Raw genomic sequence first — 19506 nt, forward strand, 5'->3', positions numbered from 1 at the left:
GGCCCGCTCACTCGGCGGGCGGCGGGCGGTGATAACCGGGCCCGATCGTCAGTGGCCCCTGCGGCGAGGCGTCCTGGTCGAGTTCGCTGGTCAGCACCGTCTCGTGCGTTTCCAGCGGCCTGGTTCCGCCATACTCGTAAAGCTTCGCCGTCACCGCGTAGGCGCGTCCCTTGACGACGCCCGACAGCGGCGGCGTTTCCAGCCCGTAGCGCATCTCGCCATGGCGGATGCGCGTCTCCACGGAGATCGGCGCGCCTCCCGCCGGGTTCTCGAACTCCGCCACCAGCCGCGATTGCGAGGGCGTCGGCTTCTGCACGATCGCCGTGATGCCGGCGCGGACCTCGCCCAGCCGGTAGTAGAAGAGGAAACCGCCGCCGGCGATCCTCACATGGGTCATCGCCGCCTGCTGCTGCCTGTTGTGGATGACGATCACGGTGGCGATCAGCGCCAGAACAAGGCCGGTAACAACGGCCGCGATGCGAAAGCCCCGGGTCTTCTCGAATTCCATCACGGCCATGGCGTCAACCTCCTGCCCCCCTCCGGACCCACGCAGATCACACCGGATTGCGATACGGCTCAAGCCTTCTCTCCGGGAAACCGCAAGAAGCCTGTGGCGGGACGCGGCGCGAGATGCTTCACTTCGCCGGTCGCCGGTGGCCAGCCGCCGACGGACCGGGGGGAGATTTCGCCAGATGATACGTTTTTCGGCGCGAGCGCTGCTGCTTGCCTTGCTTGCCTGCGGACTTGCCGGCCCCCCGGGGTTCCTCGCGCCGGCCGCTGCCTCCGACCTGCATGCCGGCTACTACTATCCGGTGCCGCGCTCGCGCGAGGTCTATGTTGCCCGCGTTCCGGTCGCCGCCGATGCGTCGAAACGCTCGCGCGCCGCCTTCGCGGTCGGTTTCGAACAACAGCAGATCGCCCGCGGCAACGCCCCCGACTTCCATCTCTTCGTCAAGGGCAACGAGTTCGAGAAGATGATCGTCGTCGCCACCGGCCCGGGCCGCTACGACACGCTCTACCGGATGCGCGCATTGCTTGCCGCCCTCACCTCGCAGGCCCGCACCACGCCGCTGTTCCAGCAGAGCGAGGCGCCGCACGAGCTGACCTTCCTCGACTTCTGCAAGCTGATGGGTTTCACCCAGGTCACGGTCTCCGACGGAGACACTCTCTCCCACCAGATCGTGATCGACTGACGGCGTTGCTAGCCGGCAAACGAAAGCGCGCTCAGTGCGCTTTTGTGGACAGCCCCGGAAAAACCGGCTAGAGCGGTCTTCATGACTGTTACGCAACGCGAAATCGAGTTGAAGCTGGAGCTGGCCCGTCCCGCCATGCAGCGCCTGCGCACGGAGCCGGCGCCGCAAGGGTTTGCCGTCGGCCGCGCCGCCACGCGCACGCTCCGCTCGATCTATTTCGACAATGCCGACCGGGCGCTGCGCAAGGCGAAATGGTCGCTGCGCGTGCGCAAGGTCGGCCGCGCCTGGATCCAGACGGTCAAGGCCGGCACCGGCGTCAAGGGCGGCATGTCGAAGCCGCGCGAGGAGGAGGCCCCGGTCGCCGGCCCCGCCCCCGATCTCACCCGCATCGCCGATCCCGGCCTGCGCGAGGGCCTGTGGCGCCTCGTCGCCGGCCTGCCGCTTGAGCCGGTCTTCGAGACGGTGATGAAGCGCACCACGCGCATCTTCGAGACGGAGGACGGCTCGGTCATCGAGATGGCGCTCGATGCCGGCGAGATCCGCGCCGGCGAACGGGTGGCGCCGCTCTTCGAGGCCGAACTGGAGCTGAAGCAAGGCCGCCCGGCGGACCTCTTCCGTCTCGCCGGCGCCCTGTCCGGCACCGCCATTGCGCGCTTTTCCGCCCTCACAAAGGCCGGGCGCGGCTATGCGCTTGCCAGCGGCGAGGCACCGGCGGTCAAGGCCAGGACCGCCACCGATGTCGATCTCGATCCGGCGACCGATACGGCCGAAACCGCCTTCCGCGCCATTCTCGTCTCCTGCATGGACCAGATCGCCGCCAATCGCGACGTGACGCTCGACAGCGATGCCCCGGAAGGCCCGCACCAGCTGCGCGTCGGGTTGCGCCGGTTGCGCAGCGCGCTCAAGGTTCATCACGCCCTGCTCGAGAGGGACGTTCGCGCCGATCTCGACACTGCTGCCCGCGACCTTGCCAACCGGGTCGGCGACCTGCGCGACCTCGACGTGCTTGCCGGGGAGATCGTTGCCCCGGCGGCCGGGTTCGCCCCGCAAGCCCTTGCCGCCGACCGGCTTGCCGGGCTTGTCCTGTCCGGCCGGGAGAAGGCCCGCGTCGCCCTGCGCGCGGCTTTGCTCGACCCGTCCGTCAACGCGCTGCTTTTCCGCATCGGCGCGCTTGCCGAAGGCGATGGCCGCAAGCTGCCCGGGACGGGCAACGAGGCGGCCGCCCCCGGCGACGCAGTCTCCCCGGCCGCCGCCCCGCGGGCCGGCGCCGTTTCCGCCGGCGACACGCCGCTGGCCGAATTCGCCTCGGCGGCTCTCGACAAGCGCTGGAAGGCGGCCGCAAGGCTGGCGGCCCGCATCGAGGAGCTGACACTGGAGGAGCGCCACGACCTGCGCAAGGAGCTGAAGAAGCTGCGCTATGCGGTGGAGTTCTTCCGTCCCGCCTTTGCCGCCAGGAAGGTAAAACCCTTCCTCTCCCGGCTGAAAACCCTGCAGGACGTCTTCGGCTATCTCAACGACGTGGTCATGGCCGGCCGCCTCGCCGATATCGCCACGTCGGGACAAGGGAAGCAGCCCGCCGCCACGCTGCTTGCCGCCGGCTTTGTCATGGGCTGGCACGAGGCGCGCGCCGAGCACGCCTGGGAAAGCGCCCGCGCGCTCTGGGACGAGACCCGCCGCGTGCGCAAGTTCTGGCGCGACCGCTAGGGATGCAAGTGCCGGGTCAGGACCCTACCTCTCGTCCCTCAGGTCATAGGCCTCCTGTGCCTGCTCGATCTCGTGCAGATGGTTGATCGCCCAGTCGAACGCCGCGCCGAGCGGGACTTGAAGGGTACGCCCGAGCTCCGTGATGGAATACTCGACCGCGACCGGCGATGTGGCGAACACCCGCCGAACGATCAGCCCGTTGCGCTCCAGGCGTCGGAGCGCCTGTGTCAGCGCCTTGTGCGTCACGCCTTCCAGCCTCCTCCTCAACTCGTTGAAGCGCGTCGGCTTCTCCAGCAGGACGGTGAGTATCATCACCGACCATTTGTTGGCGACCTGGTCGAAGAAGGAGCGCGCGGCGCAGTCAGAAAAGAACACCGCATCAACCTGGCATGACATCTCGATATCCTCGCGTATACCTGCGCACCCGAAAGTGCATTCTTGATCCTAGATATACATTCGATATCTAGTCTGCAACACCCGAAGCAATCGGGACGGCCGCCCCGATCCTCGCCATTGCGGGGAGCGGGCGTCGAGCCCGGCAGATCACAGAGGATGCAAATGAACTCCAACCAGCACGATTTTTCCCGGCGCAGCCTGTTGAAACTCGCCGGCGCGGCGGCGGCGGTCGTCGCGACCCGCGGCGGCGCGGCGGCAATGGCATCAGAGACGCCGGTAGCCAGGCTCTTCCGCACGGATGTCGGCACGGGCGGGAATGTCATGCTCCTGCATGGCTGGACATGCGATTCCAACGACTGGATCGGACAATTGCCGCTGTTCGAGAGCAGATACCGTGTCGCCGCCCCCGACCTGCGCGGGCATGGCAGGTCCGAGGTCATGCCATCGGGCGCCTACGCCCCGGCTGACTATGCGGCGGACATCGAGGCGTTGATCTCGAAGAGCTATCCGGGTGAGAAGTTCATCATCGTTGGGCACTCGATGGGCGGGCAGATTGCCGCCCGTCTCGCCGCAAAGAGGCCTGATCTCGTCAGCGCGGTCGTGTCCGTCGACGGCGCACTCGGTTTTGGCTCCGATGCGGCGGGTTTCCTCGCCAAGGTGACGGATGACCTGTCCGCCGGCGATCCTGGCACCGTGGTGCCGGCCCTCTTCCAGGCCGTTTACGACCCTGCGACCGATCCGGCGTTCAAGCGCTGGCATGCGCGCCGCGTCCAGGGGATGCCGGCACATGTCGTGCGTGAATCGTTCGGTCCGCTCTTCTTCGGCGCCGGCCAGGTCGGCACCGGAGAGGCCAGCGCGGAATTCTGCAAGCGACTGGAGGTGCCCTTGTATCACCTCTGCCGCGATCCCGCTCAGGCCGGGCGCATGCGGCCGTGGTTCACGCACCCGAAATCGAAGGTCGATGTCTGGTCCGATGCCGGTCACTGGATCATGCAGGACCGCAGGGATGACGTGAACGCCGCGATCACGGCATGGATCGATGCGCTCTAGGGTCGGAACCTGACGTTCATTTCACCTGACGGCGGCCAATGAACGGACTTCAGGTCCACCTCGGGAAGCCCGGAAACCGTCGGCGGCAACGCACCAGCGGAGCCGCCGCCGCTCACGGCGACGGCTTGTCGTTGACCTCGCCGTTTTCGGGGGCCTGTTGCTGCGGCTGTTGCCGCTTGTTGCCAAGGCCGAAGGAGCCGAGGAAGCCGGATGGCAGGCCGAAGCCCTGTTCCACCGCCTCCAGCACCTCCCCGTCATCGACATCGCCTTCGATCACCTTCTGCACGTCGATGCTGGTATTGCCGCCGGTCGCCCTCTGAAGCGCCTCGTTGGCGGCATTGGTGGCCGCGTCGGTGAGCGAGCCTTCCGGCGCCTTCCCCCCGCCCAGCGACTTGAAAAGTCCCCCGCCGAGGCTTTCCAGCTGCTTCAGCGCCGCCTGCGGGTCCTCCAGGATGCCCTTGATGTCCGGATAGATCTGCGGCCGGTCCCAGGAACCGCGCACCACGACCGGCACGCCGAGCCCTTCCAGGTCGCGCGCCTCGCCCTTCCCGCGCGGCACCGGCGCGCCGCCGTCGAGGCTGGCGACGACGCGCGGCTCCAGCCGCCAGTCGAGGCTGCGTTCCGGCATGTCGACGCGGCCCGCGCCGCTCATCCTGATCAGCGGGCCGATCAGGGCCAGGTCCTCCGAGGCGGCGATGCCCCGGGTGATCTGGAAGCTTGCCCCGAGCGCCGAGAAATCGGTCTTCTGCTTCGGGTTCTCGGCCCAGCCGAGCAGCGTGTCGACCGTCAGCCCCCGCACCATGCGCGGGATGTTGAGCCCCCGGATCGCGCCGTCGGCAAAGTCGAACCTTGCGGTGCCGTTGAGATCGGCGACGAGTTCGTATTCGCTGACGCCCCGCGCCGTCACGTCAAGCTCGGAGCCCACCCGGCCCTCGATCCAGTCGAAACCGGCGGCCGCCGACAGGAACGGTCCGGCATTGAGGTCGCTCAGCTTGAAGCGCGCCGCAAGTTCGGGAATGCCGCCGGTCCCGTCGAGCACCACCACGCCCTGCCCCTGGCCGCCATAAAGAGCCATTTCGGTCAGCTCCGCCGACAGCCGGCCGGCGTCGAGCTTGACCTTGAGCTGGCTGCGGCCGATCTCAAGCCGCTCCCTGATGATGGTCCCGGCGCTGATCGTCAGGTCGGCGTCGACCGCCTGCAACCCGCTGAAATCGATCGGCGCGCGGCTCCAGGAGCTGCCTTCCGCGCCCGGCACGCGCGCCTCTCCCGGGGGCGCCGCATCGCCGGAGGCGCTGCCCAGGTAGGGATCGAGGCCGAGCCGCTCCAGGTCGAGCCTTGCCGTCAGTTTCGGCCGCGCGCCAAGGCGCAGCTCGCCTTCGCCCTGCCCGTTCGTGTCATCGAGGCGGATCTTCGCGCCGGAGAAGCGCATCGCCTCGCCGCTCGCCTCCAGACGGCCGGAGAAACTGAAGGGACCGAGCCCGCCACCCGGGGCAAGCGGGGTGCCGAGCCAGGCGGTCAGCGCCCGCAGGTTGGCCGTCTCCAGCACGACATCGCCGTCGATCTCGCCGGCCGGCGACAATGCCCCGTCATAACCGACCTTGAGATGCGAGCCGCTGACGCGCAGCCGCGTCGGAGCCGGCATGCCGGCCATCATCAGCGCCGGGGTGGCGGTGCCCTCGACGCTGAACGCCTCGCCGCGCCAGGTCAGCCCGCCGGTGAGCGACACCGGGGCATCGAGCCCGGCGAAATCGAGCGCCAGCGCCAGGTCGTCGATCCGCCGCGCCGCCGCGTCCTCGCCGAGGGCGCCGGGAACCGGCAGGTTGTCGATGCCACCGCCGGAAAGCGACAGCCGGCCCGACGCATCCAGCGTTCCCAGCAGCATCGCCATGTCATTGCCGCTGGCCGACAGGCGCAGCGAGCCGCCGATCGTGCCGCGCGCCTCCTCCGTGCGTCCGGCAAGCGTCAGCAGCGTCGCCAGGTTGGCCTCTGCCATCTCGATCCGGGCGTTGATCACCGGCGCCTCGCCGGCAAGCGCCACATTGCCGGCGACCCGCAGCTCCGCGCCGGCGACGTTGGCGGTCAGGCTGGCGATGTCGATCCGCGCCGCGTCGCCCGCGATGTCCGCATTCACCCGGTAGGCACCCGGATCGCGCGGCACGGCGCTGCCCAGGGCGGCGAGCGTCTCGCCCAGCGCCTCGCCCTCCACCGTGATGCGCAGCCGGCTGGGCTCGCCGAGCGCCACGTCTCCGGTCACCGTCGCGAGCGCGCCCGCGCCGTTGACGGTCAGGTCGATGCCGCTCGAACTGCCATTGGCGAGCCTGAGCGGGGCGGCCACCGCGCCGGCCACCTCCAGCACGACGCCGTCGCCCCCGACGCCGCCGACGGTCAGTTCGCCCTCGATGTCGAGCGGTCCCGACAGCGCCGGCAGGCGCAGCGTCACGTTGATCGCCTCCGCCGTCTGCCGCGCGCCGCTGCGCCGGTCGAGATAGGTGAAGGAGCCGTCCTCGATGGTCAGCCGGTCGACGCCGATGCGCGCCAGCCCGAGCCCGTCGACGACCTCCGTCCCTTGCGGCGCATCGCCGCCCGAGGCTTCCGCGGCGCTCTGGCGCAGCGCCAGGGCGCCCTCGCCCCCGCTCTCGCCCCCACCCTCGCCATTGCTTTCGGAAATCGCCTGTGTCGCCGCGCTCCAGCGATCGGCGGGAAAGCCGGTCCCGCCGGCCGGTGCCGCTGTCGTCGTCGCGCCGGCCCCCGCCAGGCCCCAGTTCGGCTGGCCGTCCTCGCCGATTTCCAGCGAAATCGCCGGCCGATCGAGAACCACATGGGTGAGCTGTACCTCGCCGCCGAACAGCCCGCCCCAGGCGAGACCGAAATCGACCTCGCCCGCCCGGGCGAATTCCCCCGCACCGCCGACCGAGATGCCGACATCCTCCGCCGTCAGACGGAAGCCGGGCACCAGCGACAGCCCGACCGGCCCGTCGAGGCGCAGCCGCCAGCCGGTGCGCTGTTCGATCTGGGCGATCAGCTCGGCGCGGATCGCGTCCTTGGGCAGCAGCAGCGGCACCACGAAGGCGGCCGCCAGAAGCAGGAAAAGCAGGCACAGAAGGCCGACCAGCAGGCGTTTCAAGGCATGTCTCCGGAAAAGCGCGAATCACCGGCAGTCTACGCCAAAGCGTGTCGACAGCATGGCCGAACCGTGCGGGAAACCAAGGACGGCATGGACATTCGTCCGCCAATTGCCGATGCTGCGCGGCGGGTGTACGGCTCTGGAGGGCACATGTTTTCTGCGTTGAAGCGCTTTTTGCGAAATGCGGTCACCGGCGAAGACGGCAATATCGTCTTCGCGGAGGACGACCACCGGCTCGCCGCCGCTGCCCTTCTGGTCCATATCGTCTCGGTCGACGGCGTCGTCGACGAGGCCGAGCGCACCGCCCTGAACGAGGTTCTGAAGCGCAACTACCAGCTCACCCCGGACATGACCGCCGAACTGATCCAGGCCGCCACGCGCCGCGACAACGAGGCGGTCGACCTCTACGGCTTCACCTCCGTGCTGAAGCGCAGCCTCGAGATCGGGGAGCGTCTCAAGGTGCTGGAGATGATGTGGGAGCTCGTCTATGCCGACGGCACCGTGCACGAGTTCGAGGACAACACGGTCTGGCGGGTCGCCGAGCTGCTCGGCATCTCCTCGCGCGACCGGCTTGCCCTGCGCCGCAAGGTGGCCGGCGAGGCGCCCTCTCCGGCAGGTTCCGGCGACGAGGGAGAGGCCTGAGCCCTTTGGCCCCTCGACGCATCCTTGCAATGCACGATAGACTGGACCGATGATCCTCGACCCCAAGCAACTTGAGGGCCGCCCCAAGGTCCTCATCGTCCTGCATCAGGAGACCTCGACGCCGGGCCGTGTCGGCCAGGAGCTGGTCAAGCGCGGTTTCGCCCTCGACATCCGCCGCCCCCGCTTCGGCGACCGGTTGCCGGAGACGCTCGCCGGCCATGTCGGTTCGGTGATCTTCGGCGGCCCGATGAGCGCCAACGACACCGACGCGTTCATCGCCCGCGAGATCGACTGGATCGACGTCCCGCTGCGCGAGGAGAAACCGTTCCTCGGCATTTGCCTCGGCGCCCAGATGCTCGCCCGCAACCTTGGCGCAAGGGTGCGCGGCCATGACGAGGAGCTTGTCGAGATCGGCTATTACGACCTGCATCCCACCGATGCCGGCAGCCGGATGATGTCCTGGCCGGGCAAGGTCTACCAGTGGCACCGCGAGGGTTTCGACATGCCCGCCGGCGCCGAGCTGCTGGCCAGGGGCGACACCTATCCCAACCAGGCGATCCGCGTCGGCCCGGCCGCCTACGGCATCCAGTTCCACCCCGAGCTCACCTATCAGATGATGGTGCGCTGGACGACGCGCGCCGCCCCGCGCATGGCGCTGCCCGGCGCCCGCCAGCGGCGCGACCATTTCGCCGGCCGCTTCGCCTTCGATCCGGCGGTGAAGACCTGGCTCGACGACTTCCTCGACCGCTGGATCGGGCGTGCCGACGCCCCCGCCCTCGCGGCGGAGGCGGCCGAATAGGGCATTCGTCGGGCACGCCGGCGCTTTCCCGCCCGCCAAGAACCCCGCCGCGTCCCCCGCCGGCAAGAAACAAAGTGCCGTTTTCTCCCGAATGATTTAATTGAACGCCCAAGCAAGCGCGCCCGCGGCCTGACGCCGCGGGACTGCGCCGGATCACAGCGACGCGGGAGCGCCCCATGTGCGGAATTGCCGGCATCTTCGGACCCGACGCGGCCAGCCCGCGCGATCCAGCCGTGCTGGCTGCCATGGACCAGGCGATCCGCCATCGCGGCCCCGATGCCGGCGACCTCTGGCGCGACGAGGCGGCCGGCATCGCCTTCGTCCACCGGCGCCTCGCGATCCTCGACCTCACGCCTGCCGGCGCCCAGCCGATGCACTCGCCCTGCGGCCGCTTCGTCATCACCTATAATGGCGAGATCTACAATTATCTCGACCTGCGCCGCGAGCTCGAGGAGGCCGGCGCCGCCCCCGCCTGGCGCGGCCATTCCGACACCGAGGTGCTGCTTGCCGGGGTCGTCGCCTGGGGTCTCGCCGAAACCCTGAAGCGCGCCACCGGCATGTTCGCCATCGCGCTTTGGGACCGCGAGAAACGCACCCTGACGCTCGCCCGCGACCGCTTCGGCGAAAAGCCGCTGCATGTCGGCCTGTTCGGCGGCGAGATCGCCTTCGCCTCGGAGATCAAGGCGCTGAAGGCCCATCCGGGCTGGCACGGCCGGGTCGACCGGCAGGCAATCGCCCAGTGCCTGCGCCATGGCTACATCCCCGCGCCGCGCACCGCCTTCGAGGATGTCGTCAAGATCGCGCCGGGCGCCTGTGTCGAGCTCTCGCCCGGCCGCATGACCCCCGGGACCTGGCGCGAGACCCGCTTCTGGGACACGCTCGGGGAAGCCCGCACGGCGCGCGCCAACCGCTTTTCCGGCAGCGAGACGGAGGCCGTCGACCAGCTCGATTCGCTGCTGCGCGAATCCGTCGCCCGCCAGATGATCTCCGACGTGCCGCTCGGCGCCTTCCTCTCCGGCGGCATCGATTCCTCGACCATCGCCGCGATGATGCAGTCGCTGAGCGCGACGCCGGTCGAGACCTTCTCGCTCGGCTTCCACGACAGGTCGACCAACGAAGCGGAGTTCGCCCGCTCCGTCGCCGGTCATCTCGGCACCCGGCACAACGAGATCTACCTTTCCGGCGAGGAGGCCCGCGATCTCGTCGTCGCCATGCCGGACGTCTATGACGAGCCGTTCACCGACCAGTCGCAACTGCCCACCTACATGGTCGCCCGTTTCGCCCGCACCCGCGTCACCGTCAGCCTGTCAGGCGACGCGGCGGACGAGTTGTTTGCCGGCTACGGACGCTATCATTCCGTCGCCCGCCAGTGGAGCGGATCGCCCGGCGCGCGGATCGGCCGGCTGGCCCGGCGCGCCTATGTCTCGGCCCAGCTTGCCGGCCTCGTCGCCCCGGCGGAGCGTTTCGGCTGGAGCCGCATCGGCTCGAGAAGCCCGGCCGGGCTGCGCTTCCGCCTCGAGGAAAAGCTCGCCGGACTGTCGGCCGACTCGGCCCTTGCCGCCTATGAGCGCAAGTTCACCCTGCTCGACACCGCCCACCGGCTGGTCGAGGGGAGCCGGCGCGAGGTCCACCCGCTGCTGGAGACGGTTGCCGCCGAGCGCGACTGGAGCGTGCTGGAACAGGCGAGCCTGCTCGACCTCGTCCACTACCTGCCCGACGACATCCTGGTGAAGGTCGACCGCGCGGCGATGGCGCACGGGCTCGAGACCCGCGTGCCCTTCCTCGACCCGGCGATCGTCCGCTTCGCGCTCGCCCTGCCCGACCGCCTCCGCACCATGGGCGGCGAGCGCAAGGGCATCCTGCGCGCCGTGCTTGGCCGCTACGTGCCGCGCCCTCTCTGGGATCGGCCGAAACGCGGCTTCGGCATTCCCTGCGCCGACTGGCTGAAGGGACCGCTGCGACCGCTTGCGGAGGACATGTTCTCCTCCGCCGAGATCGCCCGCATCGGCATTCTCGACGAGGGTCTCGTGCGCCTCTTCTGGGACGATTTCCTGGCCGGCGACCGTCGCCGCGCCAACATCGTCTGGGCGATGTTCGTGGTGCAGCTCTACCTCTCACGCCAGAAGGACGGCTGAGAGAGCGGGTCCTCGCCATCCTCCCCGCGTCATCCCGCGCGACGAAAACGGCTTGTCCAAAAGGCAGCACGGCCTGCCCCCACTCTCGGCCGTCATCCCCGCCTCCGAGCGGGGACCCAATGGCAACCCCGGCCGGCGTGACGGCTCCCGGCGGTCGCGGCAGTCACGGAGCCCTGCGCCATCAGTGGGGTTGCCGCCACTTGCGGACCGGTCCGGAACGCGGCCCCCCGCAACCCATCATTCCCGCTCTGGAAACCAATGGGCCCCCAAGGCCTGCATGTCACGGCTTCGCCTCGTCCGGGAAGACTCAAGCAGAAGTCGGAGCAGAAGGGCCGCCTCCCACTCCCGTCATGCCGGACCGCGAGGCGCGGCAGCGCCGTCGCGAGATCCGGCATCCAGACGTCGTTCGCGGGCTTTGGCCCGCGCTTCCAATCTTCGAGGAACAAAGGATGCGCGCCCAAGGCGCGACTGATGCGCTGGATTCCGGATCCGGCCATGCGGCAACGCCGCAGGCCTGTCCGGAATGACGAAAGCAGAGACCGCACCGCCGGTTCGCGGCAGGACCGGCTCGCGGCCACCGCACGCTCTCTGGGAACGATTGGGCCCCCGGTCAAGCCGGGGGTGACGGCCTGCGTGAGCCGCAAGGGCGGCGGATCGTTCCATACGCAGGCACGCCGCCCCCGGAATGACGGCCGGGGCAACGCCCCCCCGGCCGCCCCGCCTCAGTTCGTCTTCTGCCCCCGCATGCCGCCGGAAATCTCCTCGGTCTGCTCGGCCGCGATCTCGTCCGGCAGCACCAGGTTGAGCACGATGGCAAGCCCCGCCGCCGGCAGCAGGCCGGAGGTCAGCAGCACCTTCACCGTGTCGGGAAGGTGCTGCAGGGCGCCCGGCTCAAGCTGCAATCCGAGCCCGACCGACAGCGACACGGCGAAGATCACCATGTTGCGGCGGTTCCAGTTGACGTCGGCGAGCATGCTCACGCCGGCCGCCGCGACCATGCCGAACATGACGATGACGCCGCCGCCCAGCACCTCGATCGGCACCGTCGAGATGATCGCCCCGACCTTCGGCACCAGGCCGCAGACGATCAGGAAGATCGCCCCGATTGTCACCACATGCCGGCTCATCACGCCGGTCATGGCGATCAGGCCGACATTCTGGCTGAACGACGTGTTCGGCAAGCCGCCGAAAATGCCGGCGGCCGCCGTGCCGAGACCGTCGGCATAGGTGGCCCCGGCGATCTCCTTGTCGCTCGCCTCGCGCCCGGCGCCGCCCTTGGCGATGCCCGACACGTCGCCCACCGTCTCGATGGCCGAGACGATGCCCATCAGACCGAAGCCGATCACCGCCGCCCAGTCGAAGGCGAAACCGAAATGGAACGGATCGGGCAGCGAAAACCAGCCGGCCCGCCCGACATTGGCGAAGCTCACCATGCCGAGCGCGAAGGCAACCGCGTAGCCAACGATCAGCCCGGCAAGCACGGCCGCGACCGACCACATGCCCCTTGTGAAGAATTTCAGCCCCAGCGTCACGATGACGACGACCAGCGCCACGCCCCAGTTCTGCAGGCTGCCATAGTCCGGCGTGCCGATCGCCGGCACCCCGCCGGCGGCATACTGGATGCCGACCTTGACCAGCGCCAGGCCGATCATCAGCACCACCAGCCCGGTCACCAGCGGCGGCAGGGCGAAGCGGATGCGGCCGATCACCGTGCCAAGCGTCGCGTGGAACAGTCCGCCGATGATGACGCCGCCCATCAGGGCCGCCATCGCGTCGACGCCCTTGCCCGCCACCAGCGGGATCATGATCGGCAGGAAGGCGAAGCTCGTTCCCTGCACCACCGGCAGGCGGGCGCCGACCGGGCCCATGCCGATGGTCTGGAACAGGGTGGCGATGCCGGCAAAGAGCAGCGACATCTGGATCATGTAGATGAGATCGACGACGCCGGGCGTGCCAAAGCCGAAGCCGGCCGCGCCGGCCACGATGATCGCCGGCGTGATGTTGCTGACGAACATCGCCAGCACGTGCTGGATGCCCAGTGGCACCGCCTTGGCAAGCGGCGGTGTATAGTCCGGATCGCGCAATTGCTCCGGGGTTCCGATCGATTGATCGACGGCCATTCCCTCAGTCTCCTTCTGGAAGGTCGCGCGTTTTCGCGCTGTTCTCGTTGTCTCCTGCGAATGACCGGAGCCGGCTTTTTGTCCGCTTCCTCATACGGACGCCGGTTCTCCGGTCGGTTTCAAACCATGTGATGGTTGGTCCCGCCCGCCCTCAGGCGAGCTTGCCGAAAAGCCGCAGGCGGCTGATGCCGCCATCGGGATGGATGTTGAGGCGGACATGCGTCACCGGGCCAAGCGGTTTCACGTCCGCCGCGCCGATCTCGTGGATCGCGTCGGCGGTGAGTGTCGTGCGCCCGACCAGTTCCTCCCAGAACATCGAGGAGGTAACGATGGCCTGGTCGAGATCGCCGGTCATGGCGCCGAGATCGGCCGCCTGCATCGAGCAGCTTTCCGGGAAATTGCCCTTGTAGAAGGCGGTGTCGACGCTTGCGCGCTCAATGCTGCCGCGCGCGCCCAGTTCCACGATGATCCAGTCGTGACCCGGCTCGCGCCGCCGCCGCGTCTCCCACCCATCGCCCATGTTGAGGCCGCGCCCCGGCGCCAGCATCCTGTGATAGGCGCCGTAATGGGCATCGGAAAAGCCGACGATCCGCGCCCCGTTGAGCGCCGAGGCGAGATCGAGCTCCGCGCCGCCGGCGGCCGCCCGGTCGAGCTCGGGCCGACCGTAGACGCGGAAACGGCCGACGCCGCCATCGGGATGGATGTGCAGGCGCACATGGGTCCACACGCCCTTGTCCGCGCAGGCGAAATAGTGATGGGCGCTGGGGCCGAGCGGCGACATCGGCAGAAGCTCGGTCCACTGCGTCGTACTGTCCGGATCGCCGGCGCAGGAGGCCGCCTCGATGCGGCAGGCCGGCGGATAGTTGCCGGTGAAATGCGCCGTGTCGACGTCAAAGCCCGTGATCCGGCCGCGCGCGGCAAGCCTGACCACCGCCATGTCGTGACCCGGTCCGCGGCGGCGGCGCGATTCCCAGCCGTCCATCCACTTGCCGTTGTCGTCATAGCGGTCCGGATAAAACACCGCCGCGTCGTCGGCGAGCATTCGGGAAACCTCGGCGAAGAAATCGTCGGTCACCGAGACCGCCACGGCGCCGAGACCGGCGGAGGCGAGGTTGATGTCCTTGCGGGCGAAACCCGGACGGTCGTCCGGCTGGTGAGACGTCATGGTCGCAGGTCCTTCGTAAAACAGGCGCGGCGAAGGCGCGCGCCGGAGTGGGGGCCGGCCTCAGCCGGGAAGCATGTCCTTGAGCCGCAGCAGCGCGATCCGCTCCACCTCTTTGCAGGCGGTGGCGAATTCGCTCTCGCGGTCATTGCCGATCCGCATCTCGAAATTTTCCAGGATCTCGGCCTTGCCGCGCCCCTTCACCGCCAGGATGAAGGGGAAGCCGAAGCGGGTCGTGTAACGCTCGTTCAGTTCGGTGAAGCGGGCGCGTTCGCCGTCGGTCAGCGCATCGAGCCCGGCCGAGGCCTGCTCGCCGGTGGATTCGGCCGTCAGCCGCTTCGCCGCCGCGAGCTTGCCGGCGAGATCCGGGTGGGCGTTCAGCACGCCGAGCCGCTCCGTCTCGCTGGCCGCGCGGAACTGCGCGGCGAGGCGCGCATGCAGCCCGTCCGCGCTGTCGGCCTCCGCGCCGAGCCCGGCCGCGTGCGCCCGCTCGGCGATCCACGGCGAATGTTCGAAGACGCCGCCGAACCGGGCAACGAAGGCGTCGCGGTCGAGGCGCGACGGCGGCAGCGCGGAAGACGGCGGATGCGTGCTCGGGGTCACCGGGTTCTCCCGTTTCGGGGCCGCAGGAACAGCGTTCGTCTATTGGTAATGCAAAACAATCGCCGCCTCTTTCAAAATTTTCTTGAAAGATATATCCGCCGCCCTCCGGCTTGGCCGCAACGGCCGGTCCGGTCAGGATCGCCGCCGACGAACCGGCGGCAGGAGATCGATGCGATGGCAGGACGAAACACGGCACCGGCGGAAGGAGGATATCTGACCACCCATGTGCTCGACACGGCACGCGGTATCCCCGCCCGGGGCATCCCGGTCACGGTCGACCGGCTGACGCCCGACGGGACCCGCACCCGTGTGGCGAAGGCCGTCACCAACGAAGACGGGCGCACCGACGCACCGCTCCTTTCGGAAGGCGAACTTGTCCCCGGTTGCTACGAAATTGTCTTCGATTGCGCGGAGTATTTACAAGTTTGTGCAAAAAACTGCGTGAATGACGCAGAAATGGACTTTTTTTTGCGCGAAATTCCGGTCCGTTTCGCATTTTCCGGGGCAAACGGGGACAAGTCGCACCTGCATGTGCCGCTGCTTCTGTCGCCCTTCGGCTACTCCACCTATCGCGGCAGCTAGCCCTCTTCGCGCAACAGCCGGCGGATGACCTTGCCGGTCGTCGTCATCGGCAGCGCGTCGACAAAGGCGATCTCGCGCGGATATTCATGCGCCGAAAGCCGGGTCCGCACATGGTCGCGGATCTCGCCGGCCAGCGCCTCGTCCGGCGTGACGCCGTCGGCCGGCACGATGAACGCCTTGACGATCTCGGTGCGAAGCGCGTCCGGCTTGCCGACGGCGGCAGCCAGCCGCACCGCCGGATGGGCAAGCAGGCAGTCCTCGATCTCGCTCGGCCCGATCCGGTAGCCCGCCGAAGTGATGATGTCGTCGTCGCGGCCGATGAAATGGACATAGCCGTCCTCGTCGATGACGCCCTGGTCGCCCGTCGTCATCCAGTCGCCGATGAACTTCGCCTCGCTCGCGGCAGGATCGTTCCAGTAGCCGAGGAACATCACCGGGTCGGGACGGCGCACGGCGATCTGGCCCTGTTCGCCGGCGGCAAGCACCGCGCCGTCATCGGCGATCACCGCCACATCGTGGCCCGGAACGACTTTGCCGATGGCCCCCGCCCGGCTGACGCCGATGGCGGCGCAGGAGCCGATGACGGCGTTGCACTCGGTCTGGCCATAGAACTCGTTGACCGTGATCCCCAGTTCGTCCCGCGTCCAGTCATAGGCCTCGCGGCCGAGCGCCTCGCCGGCCGAACCGAGGCTGCGCAGCACAAGCGCGAAGCGCTCGCGCGGCCGCGCCACCGCGCGCATCATCTTCAGCGCCGTCGGCGGGATGAAGGCGTTGCGCACGCCGTGGTCCCGCATCAGGGCGAAGGCCTGCTCGGGATCGAACTTCTCGAAGCGGTGGGAGACCACCGGCACGCCGAGGCTGAGAGCGGGAAACAGCGCGTTGAGCAGCCCGCCCGCCCAGGCCCAGTCGGCCGGCGTCCACAGGATGTCGCCCGGCTGCGACATGAAATCCTGCGACATCTGGATGCCGGGCATGTGGCCGGGCAGCACCCGGTGGCCATGCAGCGCGCCCTTCGGCTGGCCGGTGGTGCCGGAGGTGTAGATCATCAGCGCCGGATCGTCGGGGCCGGTCGCCAGCGTCTCGAACTCCTCGCGGGCCGCGGCAAGGAGCGCGTCAAAGCCGAACGTGCCTTCGGGCAGCACGCCCGACACAGCGCCCGTGACGATGCGCAGGCGCAGCTCCGGAAGCGCATCGCCCAGCGCCTCGATCTTGGCAAGCCCGGCCGCGTCGGTGACGATCGCCGCCGCACCCGAATGCTCCAGCCGGTAGCGCAGCGCCTCGGCGCCGAAGAGGCTGGCGAGCGGCACGGCGATGGCGCCCAGCCGGTAGATGGCAAGATGCGCGATCAGCGTTTCGGGCGCCTGCGGCAAGAGCAGCGCCACCCGCTCGCCCCGGGCAACGCCCCTTGCCGCCAGCGCGTTGGCGAAGCGGCCGGAGGCGGCCTGCAGCGCGCCGTAGCTCCAGCGCTCCGTCTCGCCGTCCTCGCGCCGGTGCAGCAAGGCGATCCGCTCCGGCTCGCGCGCGGCGAAACGGCCGCAGGCGATCTCCGCAATGTTGCAGGTGTCAGGCACCTGCCAGCGGAAGCGGTCGGTCAGCTCGGAAAAGGACGCCGCAGGCTGAAGCACGTCGCCGGCCCTCAGCGGGCCGTGGGCGGGGCGGCCAGCACCAGCGACCAGAACACCTTGTGCCTGGAGCCCGAGGCATAGGCCGTGGCGATGCCCATCCGGGTCGCCTTGCCGTCGAGCATGACGGCGTTGTGCTTGGGCGAATCGCGCCAGCCGGAAAAGGCCTCGGCCAGCGTCCGGTAGCCGGCGCTGACATTCTCCACCGCATAGGTGTTGGTCTCGCCGACCGCGCCCAGACGGGTGGCGAGACGGTTTCCGGTGGAAAGCGACGCCTTGACGTCGCCGGCCCGGGCCATGGCGTCGGCCTGCGCCTGCGCCGCGCGCATCAAGGCCGGATCGACGGTCAGCGGCCCTGCGCCGTTCGACTGGCGATAGCTGGAAATCATCTGCTGCGCGGAGGGCGCGTCAACGGCGGCGTCGACCCGCGCCATGTCCTTGTAGTAGGGCGGCACGACAGTGCTCTCGGGCATGCAGGCGGCCACGAGCAGCCCGGTCAGGGCGAGACAGGCAAGAGGGAAACGAGAGGTCATGATGCCCTCATAATGCCCCGCACGCCGCGGGGCGAGGAAAAAGGGAGGCCGGACCGCGCACCGGCATCTTCCGGCCGGGTATCCGGCGCGCGGCCCGCGTCGCGGCCGCGCGCCCTATCCCTTAAGCCGTCGCGATTGAAAAAGCGTTGACGGCAAGCTTTCGCCCGGCGGCCGACGCGGCCGGGCGAAGCCTGTTGCGGGGCGTTTTGCGAGGGGGCGCTACTTCGCGCCCGCCGCCAGCACGTCCTCGAAGGTCCTGAGGCCCGTCGACGGTGCGTTGACCAGCACCGCCATGTTGCCCGGCGCATGCTGGTTCTTCCACATCTTGGTATGGGCGCGCGGAATGTCCTCCCAGGGAAAGACCTCGCTCATGCACGGGTCGATGCGCCGGTCCATCACCGCCTTGTTGGCCTCGGACGCCTGCTTCAGATGGGCGAAATGCGAGCCCTGGATGCGCTTCTGCCGCATCCAGACATAGCGGGCGTCGAAGGTCAGGTTGAAACCGGTCGTGCCGGCGCAGAACACCACCATGCCGCCGCGCTTGACCACCAGGCAGGAGACCGGGAAGGTCGCCTCGCCCGGATGCTCGAACACCATGTCGACATCGTTGCCCTTGCCGGTGATCTCCCAGACCGCCTTGCCGAAGCGCCGTGCCTCCTTCAGCCAGTCGTTATACTCGGGCGAGTTGACCGTCGGCATCTGGCCCCAGCAGTTGAAGTCCTTGCGGTTGATCACCCCCCTGGCGCCGAGCGAGAGCACGTAGTCGCGCTTGTCCTCGTCGGAGATAACGCCGATGGCGTTGGCCCCGGCCGCTGCCGCCAGCTGGATGCCGAACACGCCGAGACCGCCGGACGCGCCCCACACGAGCACGTTCTGGCCCGGGCGCAGCTGGTGCGGCGAATGGCCGAACAGCATCCGGTAGGCGGTCGCCAGCGTCAGCGTGTAGCAGGCGCTTTCTTCCCATGTCAGGTGCTGCGGACGCGGCATCAGCTGCTGCGACTGCACCCGGCAGAACTGCGAGAACGACCCGTCCGGCGTCTCGTAGCCCCAGATCCGCTGGGACGAGGAGAACATCGGATCGCCGCCATTGCACTCCTCGTCGTCGCCATCGTCCTGGTTGCAATGGATGACGACCTCGTCGCCGACCTTCCAGCGCTTCACTTTGGAGCCCACCGCCCAGACGATGCCCGAGGCATCCGATCCGGCGATGTGATAGGGCGTGTCGTGCACCTTGAACACGGAGATCGGCTCGCCGAGGCCGGCCCAGATGCCGTTGTAGTTGACGCCGGCGGCCATCACCAGCACCAGCACCTCGTTGCTGTCGAGCTCCCAGGTGGGCACCACCTCGAGCTTCATCGCCTCTTCCGGCGGCCCGTGCCGGTCGGCCCGGATGGTCCAGGCATACATGGACTTCGGCACATGGCCGAGCGGCGGGATCTCGCCGATCTCGTAAAGGTCCTTCACCGGACGATCCTCCGCCTCGCGATTGTCGTTTGCCTGCTGAGCATTGCCCATTCCAGCATGTCCTCCCGTTTTATGAAACCGTCCCGGATGCGGTGACCGCGCATCCCGTTCGCAACGCCGTCTCTCGTCACTCTTCATGCTGCAACGCATCATGCCAAAGCCGTCCGATGCGCCCGCTCACGAAACTATCGTGCGAAAAACAGGCGTTACGCTATTGGACTATTGCTTAATTGGCGCATTTGCCCAAGAGTGTTTTTGCATTGCACCAAGAAATAGTGCGTATGCGAGCGCCCCAGGCGGCGTATTTTCGGGAGGACGGCTCACCGGCGGGAAACGGGGAGCCGAGAAAAATCAGCAAGATGCCCGGCCCTGCGGCG

15 protein-coding genes and 1 pseudogene are annotated in these 19506 nt (G+C 68.6%); 7 read left to right on the forward strand and 9 right to left on the reverse strand.

Annotated features, from left to right (window positions below):
* Positions 1-7 precede the first annotated feature (7 nt).
* Positions 8-517, reverse strand: a complete 510-nt coding sequence (locus tag ACQY46_RS01880; protein ID WP_428698626.1) for a hypothetical protein — start codon at positions 515-517, stop codon at positions 8-10.
* Between the two features lie 175 nt (positions 518-692).
* Here ACQY46_RS01880 and ACQY46_RS01885 point away from each other — a divergent pair, with 175 nt between their 5' ends.
* Complete coding sequence (locus tag ACQY46_RS01885; RefSeq protein ID WP_428698627.1) at positions 693-1193, forward strand: hypothetical protein; 501 nt, start codon at positions 693-695, stop codon at positions 1191-1193.
* Between the two features lie 81 nt (positions 1194-1274).
* Positions 1275-2897 (forward strand): CHAD domain-containing protein, encoded by a 1623-nt coding sequence (locus ACQY46_RS01890; protein ID WP_428698629.1) that lies wholly within the window; start codon positions 1275-1277, stop codon positions 2895-2897.
* Positions 2898-2921: 24 nt separating this feature from the next.
* Here the strand turns inward: ACQY46_RS01890 and ACQY46_RS01895 are convergent, their stop codons facing one another.
* Positions 2922-3293: a winged helix-turn-helix transcriptional regulator gene (locus ACQY46_RS01895; protein WP_428698630.1), complete on the reverse strand. Its 372-nt coding sequence runs from the start codon at positions 3291-3293 to the stop codon at positions 2922-2924.
* 162 nt (positions 3294-3455) lie between these two features.
* Here ACQY46_RS01895 and ACQY46_RS01900 point away from each other — a divergent pair, with 162 nt between their 5' ends.
* Positions 3456-4343, forward strand: a complete 888-nt coding sequence (locus tag ACQY46_RS01900; protein WP_428698631.1) for an alpha/beta fold hydrolase — start codon at positions 3456-3458, stop codon at positions 4341-4343.
* 112 nt (positions 4344-4455) lie between these two features.
* On the opposite strand, the gene ACQY46_RS01905 is transcribed toward ACQY46_RS01900, so the two are convergent.
* The gene (locus ACQY46_RS01905) at positions 4456-7467 is read right to left on the reverse strand and encodes an AsmA family protein (protein ID WP_428698632.1); all 3012 of its coding nucleotides are present in this window, start codon (positions 7465-7467) and stop codon (positions 4456-4458) included.
* A gap of 150 nt (positions 7468-7617) precedes the next feature.
* Here ACQY46_RS01905 and ACQY46_RS01910 point away from each other — a divergent pair, with 150 nt between their 5' ends.
* The 3 genes from ACQY46_RS01910 (at position 7618) to asnB (ending at position 11043) form a co-directional block, all read left to right on the forward strand.
* The gene (locus ACQY46_RS01910) at positions 7618-8109 is read left to right on the forward strand and encodes a TerB family tellurite resistance protein (protein ID WP_428698633.1); all 492 of its coding nucleotides are present in this window, start codon (positions 7618-7620) and stop codon (positions 8107-8109) included.
* 49 nt (positions 8110-8158) lie between these two features.
* Complete coding sequence (locus ACQY46_RS01915) at positions 8159-8908, forward strand: glutamine amidotransferase (RefSeq protein ID WP_428698634.1); 750 nt, start codon at positions 8159-8161, stop codon at positions 8906-8908.
* Between the two features lie 176 nt (positions 8909-9084).
* The gene (gene asnB / locus ACQY46_RS01920; RefSeq protein WP_428698635.1) at positions 9085-11043 is read left to right on the forward strand and encodes an asparagine synthase (glutamine-hydrolyzing); all 1959 of its coding nucleotides are present in this window, start codon (positions 9085-9087) and stop codon (positions 11041-11043) included.
* Between the two features lie 722 nt (positions 11044-11765).
* On the opposite strand, the gene ACQY46_RS01925 is transcribed toward asnB, so the two are convergent.
* The 3 genes and pseudogenes from ACQY46_RS01925 to uraD form a co-directional block, all read right to left on the reverse strand.
* A complete protein-coding gene (locus ACQY46_RS01925; protein ID WP_428698636.1) occupies positions 11766-13163 on the reverse strand; it encodes a uracil-xanthine permease family protein in 1398 nt (465 codons plus the stop codon).
* A gap of 151 nt (positions 13164-13314) precedes the next feature.
* Positions 13315-14328, reverse strand: a complete 1014-nt coding sequence (gene alc, locus ACQY46_RS01930; RefSeq protein WP_428698637.1) for an allantoicase — start codon at positions 14326-14328, stop codon at positions 13315-13317.
* Between the two features lie 60 nt (positions 14329-14388).
* Positions 14389-14889 (reverse strand): annotated as a pseudogene (uraD, locus tag ACQY46_RS01935) (2-oxo-4-hydroxy-4-carboxy-5-ureidoimidazoline decarboxylase); the annotation flags it as partial.
* Positions 14890-15102: 213 nt separating this feature from the next.
* Between uraD and uraH the strand changes: the two are divergent.
* Entirely contained in the window at positions 15103-15510 is a 408-nt protein-coding gene (gene uraH, locus ACQY46_RS01940; protein ID WP_428698638.1) for a hydroxyisourate hydrolase, read from the forward strand.
* Here the strand turns inward: uraH and ACQY46_RS01945 are convergent.
* The 3 genes from ACQY46_RS01945 to ccrA all read right to left on the reverse strand — a co-directional run bounded on the left by ACQY46_RS01945 (position 15507) and on the right by ccrA (position 19180).
* Complete coding sequence (locus ACQY46_RS01945) at positions 15507-17135, reverse strand: acyl-CoA synthetase (RefSeq protein ID WP_428698639.1); 1629 nt, start codon at positions 17133-17135, stop codon at positions 15507-15509. The genes uraH and ACQY46_RS01945 overlap by 4 nt on opposite strands.
* Positions 17136-17146: 11 nt before the next feature.
* On the reverse strand, positions 17147-17665 hold the full coding sequence (locus ACQY46_RS01950; RefSeq protein WP_428698640.1) for a CAP domain-containing protein: 519 nt from the start codon (positions 17663-17665) through the stop codon (positions 17147-17149).
* A gap of 219 nt (positions 17666-17884) precedes the next feature.
* On the reverse strand, positions 17885-19180 hold the full coding sequence (gene ccrA, locus ACQY46_RS01955) for a crotonyl-CoA carboxylase/reductase (RefSeq protein ID WP_428698641.1): 1296 nt from the start codon (positions 19178-19180) through the stop codon (positions 17885-17887).
* Positions 19181-19506 lie beyond the last annotated feature (326 nt).

It is taken from the genome of Stappia sp., assembly GCF_965276915.1.
In the GTDB taxonomy this organism is placed as follows: Bacteria; Pseudomonadota; Alphaproteobacteria; order Rhizobiales; family Stappiaceae; genus Stappia.

Excerpts from the sequence above, each read along its gene's own strand:
- ACQY46_RS01900 (WP_428698631.1), top strand. The coding sequence starts at position 3,456 with ATGAACTCCAACCAGCACGATTTTTCCCGGCGCAGCCTGTTGAAACTC.
- ccrA (WP_428698641.1), bottom strand. The coding sequence starts at position 19,180 with ATGGGCAATGCTCAGCAGGCAAACGACAATCGCGAGGCGGAGGATCGT.
- ACQY46_RS01895 (WP_428698630.1), bottom strand. The coding sequence starts at position 3,293 with ATGTCATGCCAGGTTGATGCGGTGTTCTTTTCTGACTGCGCCGCGCGC.
- asnB (WP_428698635.1), top strand. The coding sequence starts at position 9,085 with ATGTGCGGAATTGCCGGCATCTTCGGACCCGACGCGGCCAGCCCGCGC.
- ACQY46_RS01890 (WP_428698629.1), top strand. The coding sequence starts at position 1,275 with ATGACTGTTACGCAACGCGAAATCGAGTTGAAGCTGGAGCTGGCCCGT.
- ACQY46_RS01910 (WP_428698633.1), top strand. The coding sequence starts at position 7,618 with ATGTTTTCTGCGTTGAAGCGCTTTTTGCGAAATGCGGTCACCGGCGAA.
- ACQY46_RS01885 (WP_428698627.1), top strand. The coding sequence starts at position 693 with ATGATACGTTTTTCGGCGCGAGCGCTGCTGCTTGCCTTGCTTGCCTGC.
- ACQY46_RS01950 (WP_428698640.1), bottom strand. The coding sequence starts at position 17,665 with ATGACCTCTCGTTTCCCTCTTGCCTGTCTCGCCCTGACCGGGCTGCTC.
- ACQY46_RS01880 (WP_428698626.1), bottom strand. The coding sequence starts at position 517 with ATGGCCGTGATGGAATTCGAGAAGACCCGGGGCTTTCGCATCGCGGCC.
- ACQY46_RS01915 (WP_428698634.1), top strand. The coding sequence starts at position 8,159 with ATGATCCTCGACCCCAAGCAACTTGAGGGCCGCCCCAAGGTCCTCATC.
- alc (WP_428698637.1), bottom strand. The coding sequence starts at position 14,328 with ATGACGTCTCACCAGCCGGACGACCGTCCGGGTTTCGCCCGCAAGGAC.
- ACQY46_RS01925 (WP_428698636.1), bottom strand. The coding sequence starts at position 13,163 with ATGGCCGTCGATCAATCGATCGGAACCCCGGAGCAATTGCGCGATCCG.
- uraH (WP_428698638.1), top strand. The coding sequence starts at position 15,103 with ATGGCAGGACGAAACACGGCACCGGCGGAAGGAGGATATCTGACCACC.